General features: G+C 70.9%; 17 protein-coding genes and 1 tRNA gene. 8 read left to right on the top strand and 10 right to left on the bottom strand.

All coding sequences use genetic code 11. From position 1 onward, the window contains the following. Positions 1-47: 47 nt before the first annotated feature. Positions 48-1199, top strand: coding sequence for a GNAT family N-acetyltransferase (locus BM333_RS08740; RefSeq protein WP_092309964.1), 1152 nt, complete (start codon positions 48-50; stop codon positions 1197-1199). A 1-nt stretch (position 1200) separates the two neighbouring features. Here BM333_RS08740 and BM333_RS08735 read toward each other — a convergent pair whose 3' ends face one another. Further along, positions 1201-1557: a phage holin family protein gene (locus BM333_RS08735; RefSeq protein WP_092309961.1), complete on the bottom strand. Its 357-nt coding sequence runs from the start codon at positions 1555-1557 to the stop codon at positions 1201-1203. A 104-nt stretch (positions 1558-1661) separates the two neighbouring features. Here BM333_RS08735 and BM333_RS08730 point away from each other — a divergent pair, with 104 nt between their 5' ends. Both BM333_RS08730 and BM333_RS08725 read left to right on the top strand, forming a co-directional pair. Then, positions 1662-2099 carry an HIT family protein gene (locus BM333_RS08730; protein WP_092309958.1) on the top strand — a complete coding sequence of 146 codons (438 nt, stop codon included), beginning with the start codon at positions 1662-1664 and terminating at the stop codon, positions 2097-2099. A 50-nt stretch (positions 2100-2149) separates the two neighbouring features. After that, positions 2150-2225, top strand: a tRNA-Thr gene (locus BM333_RS08725). A gap of 539 nt (positions 2226-2764) precedes the next feature. Here the strand turns inward: BM333_RS08725 and feoB are convergent. Both feoB and BM333_RS08715 read right to left on the bottom strand, forming a co-directional pair. Then, positions 2765-4633 (bottom strand): ferrous iron transporter B, encoded by a 1869-nt coding sequence (gene feoB / locus BM333_RS08720; RefSeq protein WP_092309955.1) that lies wholly within the window; start codon positions 4631-4633, stop codon positions 2765-2767. Further along, the gene (locus BM333_RS08715; protein WP_092309953.1) at positions 4633-4902 is read right to left on the bottom strand and encodes a FeoA family protein; all 270 of its coding nucleotides are present in this window, start codon (positions 4900-4902) and stop codon (positions 4633-4635) included. The genes feoB and BM333_RS08715 overlap by 1 nt, the downstream gene beginning before the upstream one ends. A 144-nt stretch (positions 4903-5046) precedes the next feature. Here BM333_RS08715 and BM333_RS08710 point away from each other — a divergent pair, with 144 nt between their 5' ends. Then, positions 5047-5535, top strand: a complete 489-nt coding sequence (locus BM333_RS08710) for a c-type cytochrome (protein WP_092309950.1) — start codon at positions 5047-5049, stop codon at positions 5533-5535. A gap of 1 nt (position 5536) precedes the next feature. Here the strand turns inward: BM333_RS08710 and BM333_RS08705 are convergent, their stop codons facing one another. From BM333_RS08705 to BM333_RS08690, 4 genes are all read right to left on the bottom strand, one after another. Beyond that, positions 5537-8770, bottom strand: a complete 3234-nt coding sequence (locus BM333_RS08705) for an efflux RND transporter permease subunit (RefSeq protein WP_218151448.1) — start codon at positions 8768-8770, stop codon at positions 5537-5539. Continuing rightward, on the bottom strand, positions 8770-9888 hold the full coding sequence (locus BM333_RS08700; protein ID WP_092309944.1) for an efflux RND transporter periplasmic adaptor subunit: 1119 nt from the start codon (positions 9886-9888) through the stop codon (positions 8770-8772). Before BM333_RS08700 ends, BM333_RS08705 begins: the two co-directional genes overlap by 1 nt. Before the next feature lie 146 nt (positions 9889-10034). Beyond that, positions 10035-10817, bottom strand: coding sequence for a hypothetical protein (locus tag BM333_RS08695; protein WP_245777205.1), 783 nt, complete (start codon positions 10815-10817; stop codon positions 10035-10037). Continuing rightward, positions 10814-11578, bottom strand: coding sequence for a class II aldolase/adducin family protein (locus BM333_RS08690; RefSeq protein WP_092309941.1), 765 nt, complete (start codon positions 11576-11578; stop codon positions 10814-10816). Before BM333_RS08690 ends, BM333_RS08695 begins: the two co-directional genes overlap by 4 nt. Before the next feature lie 140 nt (positions 11579-11718). Between BM333_RS08690 and BM333_RS08685 the strand changes: the two genes are divergently transcribed. From BM333_RS08685 to BM333_RS08675, 3 genes are all read left to right on the top strand, one after another. Continuing rightward, entirely contained in the window at positions 11719-12852 is a 1134-nt protein-coding gene (locus BM333_RS08685; RefSeq protein ID WP_245777204.1) for a DUF2336 domain-containing protein, read from the top strand. Positions 12853-12883: 31 nt separating this feature from the next. Further along, complete coding sequence (locus BM333_RS08680) at positions 12884-13666, top strand: NAD kinase (protein ID WP_092310692.1); 783 nt, start codon at positions 12884-12886, stop codon at positions 13664-13666. A 67-nt stretch (positions 13667-13733) separates the two neighbouring features. Beyond that, complete coding sequence (locus BM333_RS08675) at positions 13734-14210, top strand: Hpt domain-containing protein (protein WP_092309938.1); 477 nt, start codon at positions 13734-13736, stop codon at positions 14208-14210. Positions 14211-14259: 49 nt separating this feature from the next. Here the strand turns inward: BM333_RS08675 and spbR are convergent, their stop codons facing one another. Further along, positions 14260-15399, bottom strand: a complete 1140-nt coding sequence (gene spbR, locus BM333_RS08670) for a SpbR family protein (protein WP_092309935.1) — start codon at positions 15397-15399, stop codon at positions 14260-14262. 82 nt (positions 15400-15481) lie between these two features. Then, positions 15482-16279 (bottom strand): transglycosylase SLT domain-containing protein, encoded by a 798-nt coding sequence (locus BM333_RS08665; RefSeq protein ID WP_092309932.1) that lies wholly within the window; start codon positions 16277-16279, stop codon positions 15482-15484. A 156-nt stretch (positions 16280-16435) separates the two neighbouring features. Between BM333_RS08665 and BM333_RS08660 the strand changes: the two genes are divergently transcribed. Further along, entirely contained in the window at positions 16436-17170 is a 735-nt protein-coding gene (locus BM333_RS08660) for a TonB family protein (RefSeq protein ID WP_092309929.1), read from the top strand. Here the strand turns inward: BM333_RS08660 and BM333_RS08655 are convergent, their stop codons facing one another. Further along, a complete protein-coding gene (locus BM333_RS08655; protein ID WP_218151442.1) occupies positions 17171-18178 on the bottom strand; it encodes an NAD(P)/FAD-dependent oxidoreductase in 1008 nt (335 codons plus the stop codon). It lies immediately after the preceding gene. Between the last annotated feature and the right edge of the window lie 23 nt (positions 18179-18201).

The raw sequence follows: 18201 nt of genomic DNA, 5'->3' as shown, positions 1-18201 counted from the left end.
AACCGTCTCGCTCCGCGAGCCACCTTCTCCCCCGAGGGGAGAAGGCCATGTCTGACTTCACCCTCCACGTCCATCCCGCCGTCGCCGACATCGGCCGCGCCGCTTGGAACGCCTGCGCCGCCCCGACCGGCGACCCGTTCGTCTCGTTCGACTTCCTCGACGCCTGCGAGGCCTCCGACAGCGCCGTCCCGCGCCAGGGCTGGGTCGGCCGCCACCTGTCGCTGCAGGACGAGACCGGCGCCGTCCTCGCCGTCATGCCGCTCTGGCTCAAGGGAAACAGCCAGGGCGAATACATCTTCGACCACGGCTGGGCCGACGCCTACGAGCGCGCCGGCGGCCGCTACTATCCCAAGCTGCTGTCCGCCGTTCCCTTCACCCCGGTGACCGGCCCCCGCTTCCTGGCCCGTCCCGGCGCGGACGCCGCTGCGGTGCGGGCCGCCCTGTTGCAGGGCGCGCGCGAACTGGTCGACCGCCTCGGCCTGTCCTCCCTGCACGTCAACTTCCCCACCCGGATGGAATGGGAGGCCATGGGCGAGTCCGGCCTGCTGCTGCGCCAGGACATGCAGTACGTCTGGCGCAACGACGGCTATGCGAGCTTCGACGACTTCCTCGCCGCCCTCTCCTCCAGCCGCCGCAAGACCATCCGCCGCGAACGTCGCGAGGCGCAGGCCGGTCTCGACATCCGCGTCCTCACCGGCGCCGCCATCGAGGAGGCGCACTGGGACGCCTTCTTCGCCTGCTATATCGACACCGGGTCGCGGAAGTGGGGTCGACCCTACCTGACGCGCGACTTCTTCAGCCGCATTGGCGCAACCATGGCTGACCGCATCGCCCTGGTCATGGCCTTCCGGGAGGGTCGCCCGATCGCCGGAGCGCTGAACCTGATTGGCCGCGACGCCCTCTACGGCCGTCAGTGGGGCGCGCTGGAGGATGTTCCCTTCCTCCACTTCGAGCTCTGCTATTACCAGGCCATCGACTTCGCCATCGCCCGCGGCCTGTCCCGGGTCGAGGCCGGGGCGCAGGGGGAACACAAGATCGCCCGCGGCTATCTGCCGACGCTGGTCTACTCGGCCCACCACATCGCCGATCCCGCCCTGCGGGGCCCGGTCGCGGATTATCTCGCGCGCGAGCGGCCGGCGGTCCAGGCCGAAATCGCCGCCCTGACCGAGGAGCTCTCGCCGTTCCGGCGGGACCGGTGACTCAGTCGCGCCGCCGCTCGTCGCCGATGAACCAGCCGGCCACCCAGCTGACGAAGCCCGTGACGATGGCCGCGCCGATCCCGGCCCAAAGACCATCGACCACGAAGCCGCCCAGCAGGGCCGCGACCAGGCCGATCACCGCCGCGTTCACCACCAGCAGGAACAGGCCGAAGGTCAGGATGGTCAGCGGGAAGGTCAGGATGGTCAGGATCGGGCGCACGATCGCGTTGGCGACGCCCAGCAGCACCGCCGCCAGCAGCAGCGTCGGCGTGTCGCTGAAAGCCACCCCCGGCACGACCTGCGCCGCCAGCCAGAGGGCGAGGCAGGTGACGAGGAACTGGACGATGAAACGCAGCATGCGGGGACTCCCTTCGAACCTTCAGCATAACACTCGCGCCGCCGCGGGGCTCCCCTCCTCCGCCGCGCGTTGCTAGCCTGCCGACCGCCATACCGGAGCCGCCGATGACCCTGCACGCCGCCTATGACCCCGACAACATCTTCGCGAAGATCCTGCGCGGCGAGGTTCCCTCGGTGAAGGTGTGGGAGGACGACGCGGTCCTCGCCTTCATGGACGTCTTCCCCCAGTCCGAGGGCCATGTCCTGGTCATCTCGAAGACCTCGCGGGCCCGCAACCTGCTGGAGGTGGAGCCCGAGACGCTCGCACGGCTGGCGGCGGCGATGCAGCGCACGGCCCGCGCCGTGGAGAAGGCCCTGCGCCCCGACGGCTTCCAGATCATGCAGTTCAACGGCGCGGCCGGCGGACAGACCGTCTTCCACCTGCATTTCCACGTCATCCCGCGCTGGACTGACCGCCCCCTCAAGGGCCACGCCCAGGCGCCCATGGCTGACGCGGAAACCTTGCGGGCGCTGGCCGACCGCATCGCCGCCGAACTCGACTGACTTGCGAGGGCCCCGCGACATCCGCATAAGGGCCCGCCAAGGGCGAGGCGGCCGGCTTAGCTCAGCTGGTAGAGCAGCGGTTTTGTAAACCGAAGGTCACGGGTTCGATCCCTGTAGCCGGCACCATCGCCTCCCCTCCGCTCCCCGCCGGACCCGCCGGCCGGCGTTCGCGCCGCGTGCAGGCGGGCGAACTCCGCCGCCGCCTTGCTTCCGAACAGGACCGGATGCGCCGAATGGGCATCCTCGATCACCGCGAGGACCGCGTCGATGGCTTCCTCGCGCGTGGGACGCTCCGCCCTGACCAGCGCATCGAGCAGGACCATCAGCCGCTTCCTGCGGGCGCTGGCCTCGGTCCGAAGGTCGCTGTCGGCTCCCGGTCGCCGCAGGGGCGGCGGCGTGGCCGGGGTCGATATCACGGGGGTTCTGGGCGTCGCCGACGGATCCTCGGCCCCCGTCCCGGTGGACGCCTTCCGGGCGGCCCTTTCGAAGAGTCGGCCGCAACGGCGACAGCGCTCAGACTAATGTCGCTCCGACCAGTAGTAGACGTGGCGGCAGAGCAGAGGCTTCAAGGGTGACAGCATGATCCTTCCCCCCGATCCTCCAAGACTCGCTCCGACGGCAAGGTTTTGTCAACCATTGTTCGGCCAGACGGCCGGAAAAGCCGCCTAGCCGCCGCCGAGGGCCACGGCGACGCGGTAGGTCGCGAAGGCCGCCAGATAGGCCAGGCCGAACATGTAGGCGATCATCACCCACATCCACTTGGCCGAGTTGGTCTCGCGCCGCACCACGCCCAGGGTCGCCACGCACTGGGGCGCGAAGATGTACCAGGCGAGGAAGGCGAGGCCCGTGGCCAGCGACCAGTGCGCCGCCAGCGTCGTCGCCAGCACGCCCGTGGCGCTCTCGGCGTCCGCGACGGCGTAGACCGTGCCCAGCGCCGCCACCGCCACCTCGCGGGCCGCCATGCCCGGCACCAGGGCCACGACCATCTGCCAGTTGAAGCCGATGGGTGCGAACAGCGGCTCGAGCGCCCGGCCGATCATGCCGGCGAAGGAGTATTCGATCGCCGGAGCCGTGGCGCCTTCCGGCGGATAGGGGAAGGTCGACAGCGCCCAGACCACGATCATCAACGGCAGGATGATCCGCCCCGCCCGTTCCAGGAAGATCCGCGCCCGGAGCCACAGGTTGAAGAGCACGCTCTTCAGGTCCGGCATCTTGTAGGCCGGCATCTCCATCATGAAGGGCTCGACGGCGCTGCGCCAGAACAGCTTGCGGATCACGAAGGCCACCGACAGGGCGCTGACCACGCCGGCGACATAGAGGCCGAACATCACCAGCCCCTGCAGATTGGCGAAACCCCACACCGTCTGGTTCGGGATGAAGGCGGCGATGATCAGGGTGTAGACGGGAATGCGCGCCGAACAGGTCATCAGCGGCGCGACCAGGATCGTGGTGAGCCGGTCGCGCCTGTTGTCGATCACCCGCGTGGCCATGACCCCGGGGATGGCGCAGGCGACGCTGGACAGCAGCGGGATGAAGGCGCGCCCGTGCAGCCCGGCCACGCCCATGATCCGGTCCAGCAGGAAGGCCGCCCGGGCCATGTAGCCGAAATCCTCGAGCAGGATGATGAACAGGAACAGGATCAGGATCTGCGGCAGGAAGACCAGAACGCTGCCGACTCCCGAGATCAGGCCGTCGACGATCAGGCTCTGCCAGATGCCGTCCGGAATCGCCCCGGCGACCATGGCGCCCAGGGCGGTCAGCAGGCCTTCGATCCCGTCCGCCGCCGGCGTCGCCCAGGCGAACACCGCCTGGAACATGACGAACATGACGGCGCTCAGGATCACCAGCCCGCCGACGGGGTGCAGCAGGAAGGAATCGACCCGGCCGGTCAGGGTGTCCGGCCGCTCCGGCGGCCGCACGCACGCCTTCATGATCCGCTCGGCCTCCGCCGCCTTGCCGCGCAGCGCCTCGGCGTCGGGCGGCGTCCAGCTTCCGGCGACAGCCGGAGCGGCCGAGGCGGCGGCCGCCTCGACGGCGGCGACCAGTTCCTCGATCCCGCGCTTGCGCGTGGCCACCGTGGTGACGATCGGCACGCCCAGTTCGGCCTCCAGCCGATCCAGATCAATCCGCAGCCCCGTGCGCTGGGCGATGTCGTACATGTTCAGCGCCAGCACCATCGGCCGGCCGACCGCCTTCAGCTCGAGGATGAGCCGCAGCACGAGGCGCAGGTTGGTGGCGTCGGCGACCGCCGCGATCACGTCGGGCGGCGTCTCGCCGGCCAGACGCCCGAGGATGGCGTCGCGCGTGACCTCCTCGTCGGGGCTCCGGGCGCGCAGCGAGTAGGTGCCCGGCAGGTCGAGCACCGACAGCGTCCGCCCGGCGTTGCGGATGAAGCCTTCCTTCCGCTCCACGGTCACGCCGGCGTAGTTGGCCACCTTCTGGTGGGCTCCGGTCAGGGCGTTGAACAGGGCCGTCTTGCCGCTGTTCGGATTGCCCACCAGCGCCACCCGCACGCTGCGCACCTGCATGTCCATCAGGCAGCGACCTCGACGCGGACGGTGATGCTGGCGGCCTCGTGGCGACGCAGGGCGACGCGCATGTCGTCCACCTTCAACGCGATCGGATTGCGACCGAACAGGCCCTCGTGGAGCAGTTCGACCCGCGCCCCCTCGACGAAGCCGAGCTCCAGCAGGCGGCGCTCAAGTTCGGCGGTGTGCTCATCCTCGCGGTGGTGGCAGCCCACGCGGACGATGACGCCGCGCGCGCCCTTGCGGGCTTCGCTGAGCTTGAGGGTGTCGGACATGGTTTTCGGACCGCTCGGCGCGATGGCGCCTCTTGCTGACACTGATTATCAGGTGCGAACCCTCAGCGTCCAGCCCGACAAGGCGCCGCAGGTGGCGTCCACCCCGGCGCTTCGGCTATCACGGAGGGCTTCCCGGAGATCGTCATGCACCGCCCAGCTCTCGCCGCCGCCCTCCTCCTGCTGACCGCCTGCGGCGACGGCGGCGGGACCGCCGCAGAGCCGTCGGCCGCCCCCGGCCGGCCCGCGCCGACCGACGCGGAGAAGGCCGCGCTGCTGGCCTCGCTTCCGGCGCCCTATGCCGGCGCCGACCTCGACAACGGCCGCCGCGTCTTCGCCCGCTGCCGCGCCTGCCACACCATCACCGAAGGCGGGCCGAACATGACGGGTCCGAACCTCTACGGCGTCTTCGGCCGCGAAGCCGGCGACAAGGACGGCTACAACTACTCGACCGCGCTGCGCGAGGCCGAGTTCACCTGGGACGCCGAGCGGCTGGACCACTGGCTGGAGAACCCGCGCGAGTTTCTGCGCGGGAACAAGATGTCCTTCCCGGGCATCGCCGACGCCGCCGACCGCCGCGACCTGATCGCCTTCCTGAAGGTCGAGACGGGATACGCCTCCGCCCCGGAGGAATGACCTATTCGGCTGCGGCCGGGACCGGGTCGTTGGCGGTCAGCTCCTTCGCCTCCCACGCCTCGATCTTGCGGGCGGTGTACTCGGGCGACTTCGTGAAGCGCGCCAGCACGCCATAGATCACCGGCACCACGAACAGGGTCAGCAGGGTGGCGAACATCGCCCCGGCGAAGATGACCACGCCGATGGTCTGGCGGCTGCCGGCGCCCGCTCCCTGCCACAGCACCAGCGGCAGGGCCCCGAAGGCCGTCGCGATCGAGGTCATGATGATCGGCCGCAGGCGCAGGGTCGAGGACTCGATGATCGCCTCGCGGATCGACCGGCCCTGGTCGCGCAGCTGGTTGGCGAACTCGACGATCAGGATGCCGTTCTTGGCCGCCACCCCGATCAGGATGATCAGGCCGATCTGCGAATAGATGTTCAGGCTGGAGCCCGCCATCACCAGGCCGAACAGACCCCCGGCCGCCGCCAGCGGGACGGTCAGCATGATCACCGCCGGGGTGATCCAGCTTTCGAACTGGGCCGCCAGCACGAGGAACACCAGCAGCAGGGCCAGCGCGAAGGCCCAGGCCACGGCCCCGCCCGCCTCCTGCTGGTCGCGGGCCGCCCCGCCCCACTGGGTGGTCACCACGCCCTGCGGCTGCTGCGCCGCCACCGAGCTCAGGAACTCCGTGGCGTCGACAAGGGTGACCCCGGGATTCAGATCGGCGCTCAGGGTGATCGCCCGCTGCCGGTCCAGGCGGCGGCGTTCCGGCGTGTCACCGCTGGTTTCGGTCGTGACCACCGCCGACAACGGCACCAGGGCTCCCGAACCGGTGCTGACATAGAGGGCCTCCAGATCGCCGACGCTGCGCCGGTTGTCCCGTTCGGTCTGCAGGATGACGTCGTACTCCTGGCCGCCCTTCAGGTAGGTGGTGGCCCGGCGCGAGCCGAACATGGTCTCGAGCGTGCGTCCGATCGACTGCGACGACACGCCGAGCGCCGCAGCCTTCTCCGGATCGACGTCGACCAGCAGGCGGGGCGCGTTCGGCTCGTAGTTCAGGCGTGGCCGCGAGAAGCCGGGATTCTCCAGCGAGGCCGCCAGCACCGGCTGCAGCCACTGGTAGATGTCCTCGTACTCGGCCCCGGTGACCACCATTTCGATGGAGTTCGAGTTGCCGCCGCCGCGCTGGAAGGCTCCAGGGGTCGAGGCGTTGACCTGGGCCCCGGTCTGGTTGCGCAGCTTGCCGTTCAGCTCCTGGGCGATCTCGTCGGCCGAGCGGTCGCGCGCCGACCAGTCGGCCAGCGTCAGCACGGCGTTGCCGGAGTTGAAGCTGCCGCCGCCGAAGCCGGGGGCGGAAACGAGGTAGGTCTCCGCCTCGCCGCTGGCGACATATTCGGCCAGCGTCGGCTCCAGCCCCAGCATGATCTCGCGCGTGTAATCGAAGCCGGCGCCTTCCGGCCCCTGCACACGAACCACGACCCGGCCGCGGTCCTCGTCCGGCACGAGGGTCTCGGGCAGGTTCAGGAACATCACTGCGGCCCCCGCCCCGATGAGGACGACGACCCCGGCCACGCCCGCCACGGCGGCGCGACGCCCCAGGAGGGCGTTCAACGAGGCGCCGTAGGACGCCTTGAGCTGGTCCATGGCCCAATCGACCCGACGCGCCACCCAGCCTCCGCTGGCGGCCGGCCTCAGGATCTTCGAGGCCAGCATCGGGGAAAGCGTCAGCGCCAGGAAGGCGGAGAAGGCCACCGCCGCCGCGATGGCCGCGGCCAGCTCGACGAACAGACGGCCGACATAGCCGGGCAGGAACAACAGGGGCGCGAACACCGACAGCAGAACGACGGTGGTGGCCACCACCGCGAAGAAAACCTGCCGCGCGCCCCGCTCGGCCGCCACCAGCGGCGGTTCGCCGTGATCGAGGCGGCGCTGGATGTTCTCGGTCACCACGATGGCGTCGTCGACCACCAGCCCGATGGCGAGCACCAGGGCGAGCAGGGTCAGCAGGTTGAGGGAGAAGCCCAGCGGCGCCAGCACGATGAATGTCGACAGCAGGCAGATCGGGGCCACGATCGAGGGGATCAGCGCCGCCCGCAGGGTGCCGAGGAAGATGAAGTTGACCAGGGCCACCAGCACCAGCGAGATGCCGATGGTGATCCATACCTCGTCGATGGCGTGCGAGGTGAAGACGGAGTTGTCCGAGCCGACCACCAGCTCGACCCCTTCGGGCAGGCTGGGCCGGATGTCCTCGATCATGTCGCGCACCCCCGCCGAGATGGCGAGGTCGTTCGACTGGGCCTGACGGGTGATGGCGAGGCCGATCTGGTCCAGGCCGTTGCCCCGGAACAGGCGGCGATCCTCCTGCGGCGCCTCCTCCACCCGGGCGATGTCGCCCAACCGGGTGACGTAACCGGTCTGGCCGAGGATGGCCCCGCTGGCCCCGCTCGGCAGGCCTCCCGTCGCGACGGAGCCCGCCGTCGAGGCGGCGGCGCCGGTCGCGGCGGTGGCCAGCCCGCGTGCGCCGATCGGCAACTGCCGGAAGTCCGTCGCATTGGCGTAGGTCCGCGCCACGCGAACCGTGTAGTTCTTCTGCCCTGACTCCAGGGCGCCGGCGGGCAGCTCGACGTTCTGGGTGGTGAGCGCGTTCTCGACGTCGGTGACGGTGATGCCCCGCGCCGCCATGGCCGCGGCGTCCAGCCAGATGCGCATGGCGTAGCGCTGCTCGCCGTAGATGTTCACCGCCGCCACGCCCGGCACGGTCGCCAGCCGGTCGAGCAGGTACCGGTCGGCGTAGTCGGTCAGCTCGAGCCGGTTCATGTTCGTGGCGCGCAGGAACAGGATCATGATCGGCTGGGCGTCGGAGTCCGCCTTGCGCACCTCGGGCGGGTCCGCCTGGTTCGGCAGATTGCCGACGACCCGGGACACCCGGTCGCGCACGTCGTTGGCGGCGTCGTCGATGTCGCGGTCCAGCGAGAACTCCACCGACACGCTGGAGCGGCCGTCGCGGCTGGTGGAGTTGATCCGCTCCACCCCCTGGATGCCGGCGATCTGCTGCTCGATCGGCTCGGTGATCCGGCTCTCGATCACCTCGGCCGAGGCGCCGGCGTAGCTGGTGTTCACCGACACGATCGGCGGGTCGACGTCGGGCAGCTCACGAACCGGCAGGAAGAAGAAGCTGGCCGCGCCGATGACGCACAGCACGATCGCCGCCACCGCCGCGAAGACGGGACGCCGGACGGCGATATCGGACAGCATCATCGAGCTGCGCCCTTTTCGGCCGCGCCCCGGGCGGCGACCCCTGCGACGCGGATCGGCGCCCCCGGCTGGATGCGGTTCAGGCCCGAGCCCACCACGCGATCTCCGGCGTTCAGGCCGGACACGATCTCGACGAAGCCGCCCTCGACCGCGCCGGTCTCGACCTCCACCCGCTGGGCGGTGGCTCCGCGTTCGCCCGCGGCGATGCGGTACACGAACGCCCCTTCGCCCTCGTACTGCACCGCCGATTCGGGGACGGCCGGGGCGGTCCGCTCTCCCTGGGAGACCGTGACCCGTACCGCCATTCCGGGGCGGATACGCCAGCCCGGGTTCGGGATCTCGGCCCGGGCCGTAACGGCGCGTGTCTGCTCGTTCACGCGTGTGTCGATCAGGGCGATCCGGCCGCCGAACGGCTGATCGCCGTAGGCGTCGACCGTCGCCGTGATCGGCTGGCCGGTGCGCAGCACGCCGAGGTAGCGCTCGGGGATCGGGAAGTCGACGCGGACCACATCGATGTCGTCCAGGGTGGCGATCACGGCTCCAGGGTTCACCAGGGTGCCGGGCGTCACCGTGCTGAGACCGAGGACGCCGGAAAACGGCGCGCGGATGACCCGGTCGCCCTGACGCGCCTCGGCTGCGTTCAGGGCCGCCTGGGCGCTCTCAAGCTGGGTTTCGTACTGCTCTACCATCATCGGCGACGCAAAGCCGCGCTCGCCAAGCTCGCGATAGCGCTCGTACATCGACCGCGCCTGGAGCACCCGGGCCCGGGCCTCCCCGACCCCTGCGTCCTCCTCCCGCGCCTGCAGTTGCACCAGCGGCGTGCCGGCGGCGACCCTCTGCCCGTCGGTGAACAGGACGCGGGTGATCAATTCGCTGGTCGAGGAGGTGATGTTCACCGACCGCCGCCCCCGGGCGACGCCAAGCACGCGGATCTCGTCGCTGAAGGGGCGTGGCGTGGCGACCGCCTGCGACACCTGCTGTCCCCCGCCCCGTCCGCCAGGACCGCCGCGGCCGCCGCCCGTCTCCTCGCCCGCAAAGGCCAGGCGGAGAACCACCGCTACGACCATCAGGCCGAGCAGCACGCCGGCCGCGACAAGGAGGAAATGGCGTCTGATCACGCGGGAGGCACTCCGGAGTGGGAAGGCGCCGGATTAGCGACTTCGGGCAGCGGCGCAAATTCAAGTTGATGTAACGGAGGCGGTTTCGGTTTCCGTCGCGACGAGTCCCCGTTTACGTCCTGTCGCCGGCCCCGGATCATCCGGCCTCAGAAGCGGCGCCAGAGGCCGATCACCGGCCCTGCCGAGCGGGGCGTCTCCCGACCGTACACGGCTTCGCGCCAGCCGACCTGCACGCTCCACGCCCCGAGGCGCCGCACCACGGACGCCTCAAGGGATAGCCAGCGCGGTCCGTTGCCCTCGGCCTCGCCGGCATAGGCCTGCGCCAACGCCATCCAGTCCTCGCCGAAGTGCGCGCCGAGGGTCGCGTCCACCCGCGTCTCGTCCGGCAGCCCCTCGCGCATTCGCCGGGCGGCCTGCAACTCGACGAATCCGCCGGTGAAGGCGCCGGTCTCTCCGCCCGGGGCGGCGAACGAACGGCCGACGGACGCCCGGACCTCCCAGTCCCGATCCCCTTGCCCCGGAGCGGCGTAGCCGGCGTTCCGCCCCTCGCCGCCGTCGGCGACGCCGCCGTAGAGCGAGACCGAGGTGCGATCGTCGCCCCAGGCGTGCCAGTTCACCCCGACCTCGAGCGGCCCGCGCCCCTCGTAGTCGACGAAGGCGTCCTCCCCCGACTGCCAGTCGCCCTTGAGAACAAGCGTCACCCGGTCGGTCAGGCCATACTCGACGAAGGCGCCGAGGATTCGCTCCCGGCGTTCCGCCGGCAGGGGCGCGAGCTCGCCGGAGGGATCGAAGCCCTCGACGGCCCGCATGTCCTCGAACTTCAGGATGACCTGCCCACGACCCTTGCTACGGGGCCATGCGCCGGCTTCGGCCGCCGTCGCCAACGCGGCGGCCACGAGGGCCAGAGCCAGCCCCCCGGCCCGTTTCACACGTCGTAGCCCGGCGACTTGCGGTCGAGCATGCGCAGCGCGCCCGGCCACGCGAGCGCCGAAACGAAGCCGATGCCTCCGCCCTGCTGCCGCGTCTCTTCCTGCGCGGCGTCGGGGGCGAACAGCACGTGATCACGCCCGCCCGAAAGGGCCGCCACCTGCTGGGCGCAGGCGCGTTCGAGGAAGAACATCCCGACCCAGGCCTGGGCCGCCGTCTGGCCCACCGCGAGCGTGCCATGGTTGCGCAGCAGCATCAGCGGCTTGTCGCCCAGATCCGCCACCAGCCGCTCGCGCTCCTCATGGTTCAGGGCCAGTCCCTCGTAGCCGTGGTAGGCGACCTGGTGCTGGAGCAGACAGGCGTTCTGCCCGATCGGCAGCAGCCCCTCCTTCTGCGCCGCGACCCCGACCCCCGCGACCGTATGCAGGTGGATCACGAAATGGGCGTCCTCGCGCGCCCCGTGGATCGCCGAGTGGATCGTGAAGCCGGCCGGATTGATGAAGTTGGCGGTCTCCTGCACGATGGCGCCGTCGAGATCGACCTTCACCAGCGACGAGGCGGTGATCTCCTCGAAATAGTAGCCGTACGGGTTGATCAGAAAGTGCTTTTCCGGGCCGGGAACGCGCGCCGATATGTGGGTGAAGATCATGTCGTCCCACCCGTGGAGGGCGACCAGCCGGTAGAGCGCCGCGAGCTCCACCCGCGCGTTCCACTCCGCCTCCGACACCTTCGACCTGAGGGAAGTGATGGCCCCGTCCGCCATGGCAACGTGCTCCTTATGTTCCGCCGGCACGCTCGCGCCGTCAGGCTTCCGCGTCAAGATTCAGGATCGATTAACCCTGCTTTAGGGACCCACGGCTACGGTCGCCTTCGCCGCATCGAGCCGGCGCGTCGGAGACGTCCGTGACCGTCCTCGTCCAGCTTCCGCTTTCCTCCCGCGGCGCGCCGCCCCCCGGCGAACTGCTCTCGCTGGCGCGGAACCCCAGCCCGGACGCCCGTCAACGGCTGTTGCTGGGCGTGATGGCCCTTTGCGACGCCAGTCCTCCGGCCGGCGAACTGTCGCCGGTCCTCGGGGAGATCTTCCTGACCCTGGCGAAGCAGGCGGAGCGCGAGGTGCGCCGCGCCCTGGCCGAACGACTGGCGGCCGCCGAATGGGCTCCCGCCGCGCTGGTGAACGTGCTGGCGCTCGACGAGATCGAGATCGCCCGGCCGATCCTGCTCTCGAGCCCGGTCCTGCAGGACGACGACCTGCTGCGCGTGTTGATCGAGGCCTCGCTGGAGCACCAGATCGCCGTCGCCCGGCGTCCGCGGATCAGCGGTCGGGTGGCCGACGCCGTCATCGAGCGTGGCGAGCCGGCGGTGCTGACGGCGCTCGCCACGAACCGGACCGCCGAGGTCAGCGCCGAGGGCCTGAGACGTCTGGTCGAGCATTCCCGCCGGATCGCCGCCCTGCGTGGTCCTCTCACCCGCCACCCGCGCCTGACCCAGGCCCTGGCCCAGGAAATGTACCACTGGCTCGGAGAGGCCCTGCGACAGTCGATCAGCGCCCGCTTTGAGGTTGATGAGCCCCGTCTCGCCGCCGCGGTGTACGACGCCGTGGCCGGCGTGCTTCGGCCGGTCAGCCCGGCGCCGGTCGAGACCCCCGAACGCGAGGAGATGGAGCGCCGTCTCGCCGGAAAGCTTCACGCCGCCGGCCAGTTGCGGCCCGGCGTGCTCGTCCGCGCCGCCCGCGAGAAGCGGATGAGCCTGTTCGTCCATGGTCTGGCCATGCTGGGCGGCTTCACCGCCGGACAGGTCAGGGCCGCGCTCGCCGGCTCGACCCCCGAGGCGCTCTACTACGCCTGCGCCGCCGTCGGCATCGACCGCGCCGTTTATCCGAGTCTTCTCGCCGAGCTCCGCAGCATGAACCAGGGCCTGCCCGGCGATCAGGGGGCGGCCGTCTGGCTGAGAGGCGCCATTTCCCCGGCCTCAGCCGCGCGCGCCTTCCGTGCGATCGTGGCCGACGACCGCGCCGCGCCGGAGCGCCTCGCCGTTTGACTTCGCCGACGCCGTCGGCTTGCGTGCTGGCGTGAGCGCGCCCTTCCCTTCCCTCCCCCGCATCGCCTTCGCCGCCTCCGACCGTCCGGAGGCTCGGGCGGCGCGCGGCCGTCTGGCCGAGCGGTACGGCTCGGTCGACAGGGAGACCGCGGACGTGATCGTCGCCCTGGGCGGCGACGGCTTCATGCTTGAGACCCTGCACACGGTGATGGACCGCGGCACGCCGGTGTTCGGCATGAACCGCGGCTCGGTCGGCTTCCTGATGAACGACTATAGTGAGGACGACCTTCCCGAACGCATCGCCCGCGCCGGGCGCACCGTCATTCACCCCTTGCAGATGGACGCCTGGACCGAGAGCGGCCAGGTCCAGAGCGGCCTGGCGATCAACGAGGTGTCGCTGCTGCGCCAGACCCGGCAGAGCGCCAAGCTGCGCATCAGCGTCGACGACCGGGTGCGCCTCGAGGAACTGTCCTGCGACGGCTGCCTCGTGGCCACGGCGGCAGGTTCGACCGCCTACAACCTGTCGGCGCACGGCCCGATCATTCCCCTCGATTCCCAGGTTCTGGCGCTGACCCCGATCAGCGCATTCCGGCCTCGTCGCTGGCGGGGCGCGCTGCTGTCGCATCGGGCGCGCGTCCGGTTCGAGGTGCTGGAGCCGGACAAGCGACCGGTCAGCGCCACCGCCGACAGCTTCGAGGTCAGACGGGTCGCCCGGGTCGACGTCCACGAACGCCGCGACATCGCCCTGACCATGCTGTTCGACGCGGACCGGTCGTTCGAGGAGCGCGTCCTCGCGGAACAGTTCGCCGCCTGACCCGGCGTGCACCGGTTCTTAAGGTCGCGCGTGCCACCCTTCGCCGGTTCACTTTCGGGAGCGCGCCGTGAGCAATTCGGCCCAGGTCATTCGTCCGCCCAACACTCTTCGACTGAAGGTCGGCGGCGGCTTCGGCGGGATCGACGCCAGCGCCATCGCCAAGGCGGAAGAGGCTCTCAAGGCCATGTCGGCCCAGTTCGGCCAGTGGCTGCAGGACGAGATCGTCAAGCTCGACAAGGCCCAGTCCGACATCCGGAGCCAAGGCTACAACGACCAGACGGCCGAGGCCCTCTACTTCCGCGCCCACGACCTGAAGGGTCTCGGAACCACCTACCAGTATCCGCTGGTGACCCGGCTCGCCGGCTCGCTGTGCAAGATGATGGACGAGCCGGCCAAGCGCATGGCCGCGCCCCTGGTGCTGATCGACGCCCACGTCGACGCGATCAAGGCCGTGGTCCGCGACCAGATCCAGACCGACGATCACCCGACGGGGAAGGCGCTGGCCGAAACTCTTGAAGCCCGGGTCGCCGAACACCTCGGCTGATAGACCATCCTGCCAACCTGCGGGGCGGTCCTCGCTTCGCGGGGATGCCTCAGGCGGCGGCGCCGATCTCGTCCGGTTCGGCCGGATGGCGGTCGAGCCGCTCCATCAGGTACGAAAGGTCGTCCCGCCCGACATTCGGCCGCTGGGTCAGGAACCGCTCGAGCATCTGCTGACGGAAGGCGTCGCCCGAGGTGTCGGCGCCCTCGGCCTGCAACGCCCGCCAGGTGTCCACGCCGGCCCGGAAGGCCTGGAACAGGCGCGGCGGCAGGCCGGCCCGGTCGTAGATGGCCTTCAGTCCCAGCGGCCCCGCGTCGTGGATCATCAGCCAGGCGCGCTGGTGCGGCGTCCCGGCCAACTCGGCAAGGCCGTGCTCGAACAGGGCCATCTGCCCTCGCGCCAGCGCGCGCAGGAGCAGCGATGCGGTCAGCGCCTTGCGTCCGTTGAGGGCGGCTGCGAACTGACCCAGATCTGCGTGGCTGGAAGCCTGATCCACAAGATCGACTGTGGCGCGCTCACGCGCAAACGTCGCCAGCCGGATCGCCGTCTCGGGGGCCACGGCATGCCGGGTGACCAGATGCTCGCGGACCGCATCGGATGCGAGTTCAACGAGCCGTTCCGTCACTGACAGAGGCAGCGCCTGGCGGTAGGCTATCGCCGCGACCACCTCGGGTGAGGAACCGAACCGGTCGATACAGCGCCCCAGGGCTGGTTCGGCGATGTCGGCATTGTCGTTGGCGGCGAGGGTGCGGACCGCCTGCTCGCAACCGACATCCGCCACCACCGCAGCGACGTCGCGGCTCACGACCGGACGAGCCGCCACCGCGCTCTGACGCACCGCTGAACCGGCTCGGACGATCTCGATCAGGTCCGCATCCTCGAAGACCGGCGAGAAGTTGATGATCGGCAGGGCGACGCTGTCCACGTCGGCCGCCAGTCGGCGCGCCACGTCGCGCGGAACAAGGTCGGAGGACTTCAGGGTCACGGCCATGGCGCGCCGCACCAGTTCGGCGGCGTCCTCGGCCAGCATGCGCAGGATCTTGTGGGCCGCCGCCTGGCCGGCCTCGTCCAGATCGGCGCGGTCCATGCTGCGGCACAGCTTGTGCGCAGCCGCGGCGCGCTCGTCGTCGTCCGCCGCCTTGATCAGCCTGCGGATGTCCAGTTCGGTCAGGCGGGCGCGATAGGCGGTCATGGGCGAGGCTCGAACTCCAGCTGCGCCGGCAGCATCGACCCGTCATCGTTAACGGACGGTTCACCATGACGGGATTCGGCCGTCAGGCTTCGCTGCTCTCCCCCGGGGCGAACGCGCCGCCGAAGCCGCTGCGCCCACCCTCTCCGTCCTGCCCGAGCAACAGGGCCAGCAGGCTTTGATCCTGCCTCAACCGATCCAGTCGGGCCGCCAGCATCTGGTCGCGGGGCGAAAGATCCGGCGCGCTCGCCGGCGCCCCCGTGGTCGCCGCGGGCGCTCCGCCGCCGGCCGAGCGCTGAAGGTTGGCGTGCACTTCGGCCACCGTCGCCGGTCGACCTTCACGATAGAAGATCGAGCGATTGGCGGCCGCCGCCTCGGGGAACAGCGCCGCGGCGCTGGAAGCGGGCCGCCGCGCCATGGCGTCCATCAGTTGCGCGGCGCCGGCCGGGCCGAGGAAGTGGGCCGCGTACAGATCGCCGGCGCCCGGCTCCCGACCGGTCCGACCGCGCAGATAGGCGGCGTTGGACGCCGTCAGTTCGGCCGCCATCACCGAGGCGGCGCGGGGATCGAAGCGCAGGTCAAGCACCACGTTGCGGGCCGAGCCGCCGACGCGCCAGCGCCCGTCCGAGCCGCGATGGATCAGGTCGGCGTACTGGCCGTAGCCGTGCTTGGCCCCGTGCGCCTTCACCGTCGCCAGCCAGGTCTGTTCGATGAACTGGAACAGGCCGGCCGCCGACGACGTCGGGGCGCGCGCCGAGGGGTTCATCGCGCTTTCGCGTCGCGCCGTGCGCACGAGGAAGTCGGCGTCCACGCCGGTGGCGCGGGACGCCTGCCGGATAGCCGCCTCAACCCCGTTCGACGATGGAATCGCCCCGATGGTCATAATCGTTAACGCTGGCGAACTCTGGTTAACGGAAGCCTAACGGACCCCGGTGGCGGCCGTGACCATTTCGCGGCGAAGCTCGCCCAAAACTTGCCGTAACGTCAGCGCTCAACTTCCGCATGGGCGCTGTGGGGACAGCAGCAGGGATGAACGGCCATGATGATCAGAACCGCAGGCGGGCCCGGTCTGGTGAGCCCCATAGACTTCCACGAGCGCCGGGGGCCGGGCCTCTCGCGCAACGCCTGGATCGCCATCGGCGTGGTCGCGGCGGCCCACATCGGGGTCGGGGCGGCCTTGTATTACCAGCGCTTTGAGCTCGAGATCCCCCCGGCTGCGCCGGCTCCTGCCGATCCGTTCCGGATCACGCTCGACCCGCCGCCCAAGCCGGCGACGACCGAGGCGAAGCCGGCGGCGCCCAATCCTCCCATCCACAAGACTCCGGCGCCGACCGTCGACACGCCGGTGATCACCGTCCCCGACCTCGATGCGCCGACAGTCCCGGCAGGACCGGCCATCACCCTGACCGTGCCCGTGCCGAATCCTGTGGACGACGCCCCCCCGGCCGCCGAGCCGGCCCCCGAACCGGCGCCGGCCGTGATCCGCAACCCCAGCTGGGAGCGACAGCCGAGCGCCGAGGAGATGATGCGGGCCTATCCGGACCGCGCCCTGGAACGTGGCGTCGGGGGCTCGGCGGTCCTGAACTGCCTCGTGCAGGCCAACGGCACGATCGCCGGCTGCGATGTCGCGCGGGAGACGCCGGCCGGCCAGGGCTTCGGCCGGGCGGCGCAGAGCCTCTCGCGGCACTTCCGGATCAATCCCCGGACGGTCGACGGCGCCGCGACCGGCTCCCGGGTGATCATCAACCTGCGCTTCGTGCCGCCGGCGGAGTGATCAGGCGAACCTGAGCGGATCGAGGGCGGCGGCGTCGGCGACCGGCGCCCCGCCTTCGATCCCGTCGGCGACCACGCGCGCTACGAGCGGTCCCAGCAGCCAGCCGTTGCGCAGGGGGGCGAGGGCGAGGTGCAGCCCGGCTTCGCGGGACGGCCCGGCGAGCGGAAGGCCGTCGACCGTTCCGCCGCGTATCCCGACCCGCGGCGTCTCCGGACGTCCCTCCAGGCCCGACAGCGCCCTGCCCGCCTCGACCTGTCGTCGCGAGACCTCGGCGTCGGCTTCGAGGTCGCGTCGACCCCGCTCCATGGTGGCGCCGACCACCATCCCGCCGGCCGTCGGAACGACGTAGACGCCGGGCGCACGGAGGGTATGCGCCGGCGCAGGGCCGCTGACCGGCGTCAGCTGCCCGCGCCAGGGTTCGATGGCGGAGACCAGATCTGCGACCGGCCCCGGCAGACCGGGCACCGGCGCGGCGGCCCCGGTCGCCAGAACCAGCGTCGGCGCGAACCACACCCGCCCGTCCGAAGCCTCCACGCGCCAGCGAAGGTCCTCCGCCGCAAGGCGCGACGCGGTCGCATGCACCGGCGAGACCCTGTCGGCGCGGGCCAGCGCCTGCAGGGCCAGACCCACCTCGACCCGCCAGTCGTCCGGAGTGAAGACGCCTGTCGGCGTGCGCCGCACTTCCACGCCGAAGGTCGCCAGCCGGGCCAGGGCGGCGTCCGGATCGGGTCCGCGCCAATCGACGCCGTCGCGATGCAGCTTCAGGCCGAAGCGGCCGGCGAAGTCTGGCCACAGGTCGCGGGCGCGGGTCAGCAGGGCGGCCCGCTCGGGCGTGGCTGCATCGGACAGGCACTCGAGGGCGGGAGCCAGCATGCCGGCGGCGGCCGAGCTGGCGTTGGGGCCGCCGGGGTCGATCACGGTCACCGCATGACCGCGCGCGCCCAGCTCCGCAGCGGTGCAGAGGCCGAGCACGCCGGCGCCGATGACGATCACGTCGGGGGAAGACACGGACGGTCAGATCGACCGCCCGG

It is taken from the genome of Brevundimonas viscosa (assembly GCF_900116065.1).
GTDB classification, from domain to species: Bacteria; Pseudomonadota; Alphaproteobacteria; order Caulobacterales; family Caulobacteraceae; genus Brevundimonas; species Brevundimonas viscosa.
The sequence above is the reverse complement of the archived record's forward strand: the minus strand, read 5'-3'. Positions and strand labels throughout refer to the sequence as shown.

Bases quoted from the DNA above. Each gene is read 5' to 3' on its own strand.
- BM333_RS08690 (WP_092309941.1), bottom strand. From the start codon at position 11,578: ATGGCGGACGGGGCCATCACTTCCCTCAGGTCGAAGGTGTCGGAGGCG.
- spbR (WP_092309935.1), bottom strand. From the start codon at position 15,399: ATGACCGCCTATCGCGCCCGCCTGACCGAACTGGACATCCGCAGGCTG.
- BM333_RS08705 (WP_218151448.1), bottom strand. From the start codon at position 8,770: ATGCTGTCCGATATCGCCGTCCGGCGTCCCGTCTTCGCGGCGGTGGCG.
- BM333_RS08715 (WP_092309953.1), bottom strand. From the start codon at position 4,902: ATGTCCGACACCCTCAAGCTCAGCGAAGCCCGCAAGGGCGCGCGCGGC.
- feoB (WP_092309955.1), bottom strand. From the start codon at position 4,633: ATGGACATGCAGGTGCGCAGCGTGCGGGTGGCGCTGGTGGGCAATCCG.
- BM333_RS08730 (WP_092309958.1), top strand. From the start codon at position 1,662: ATGACCCTGCACGCCGCCTATGACCCCGACAACATCTTCGCGAAGATC.
- BM333_RS08740 (WP_092309964.1), top strand. From the start codon at position 48: ATGTCTGACTTCACCCTCCACGTCCATCCCGCCGTCGCCGACATCGGC.
- BM333_RS08710 (WP_092309950.1), top strand. From the start codon at position 5,047: ATGCACCGCCCAGCTCTCGCCGCCGCCCTCCTCCTGCTGACCGCCTGC.
- BM333_RS08665 (WP_092309932.1), bottom strand. From the start codon at position 16,279: ATGACCATCGGGGCGATTCCATCGTCGAACGGGGTTGAGGCGGCTATC.
- BM333_RS08660 (WP_092309929.1), top strand. From the start codon at position 16,436: ATGATGATCAGAACCGCAGGCGGGCCCGGTCTGGTGAGCCCCATAGAC.
- BM333_RS08735 (WP_092309961.1), bottom strand. From the start codon at position 1,557: ATGCTGCGTTTCATCGTCCAGTTCCTCGTCACCTGCCTCGCCCTCTGG.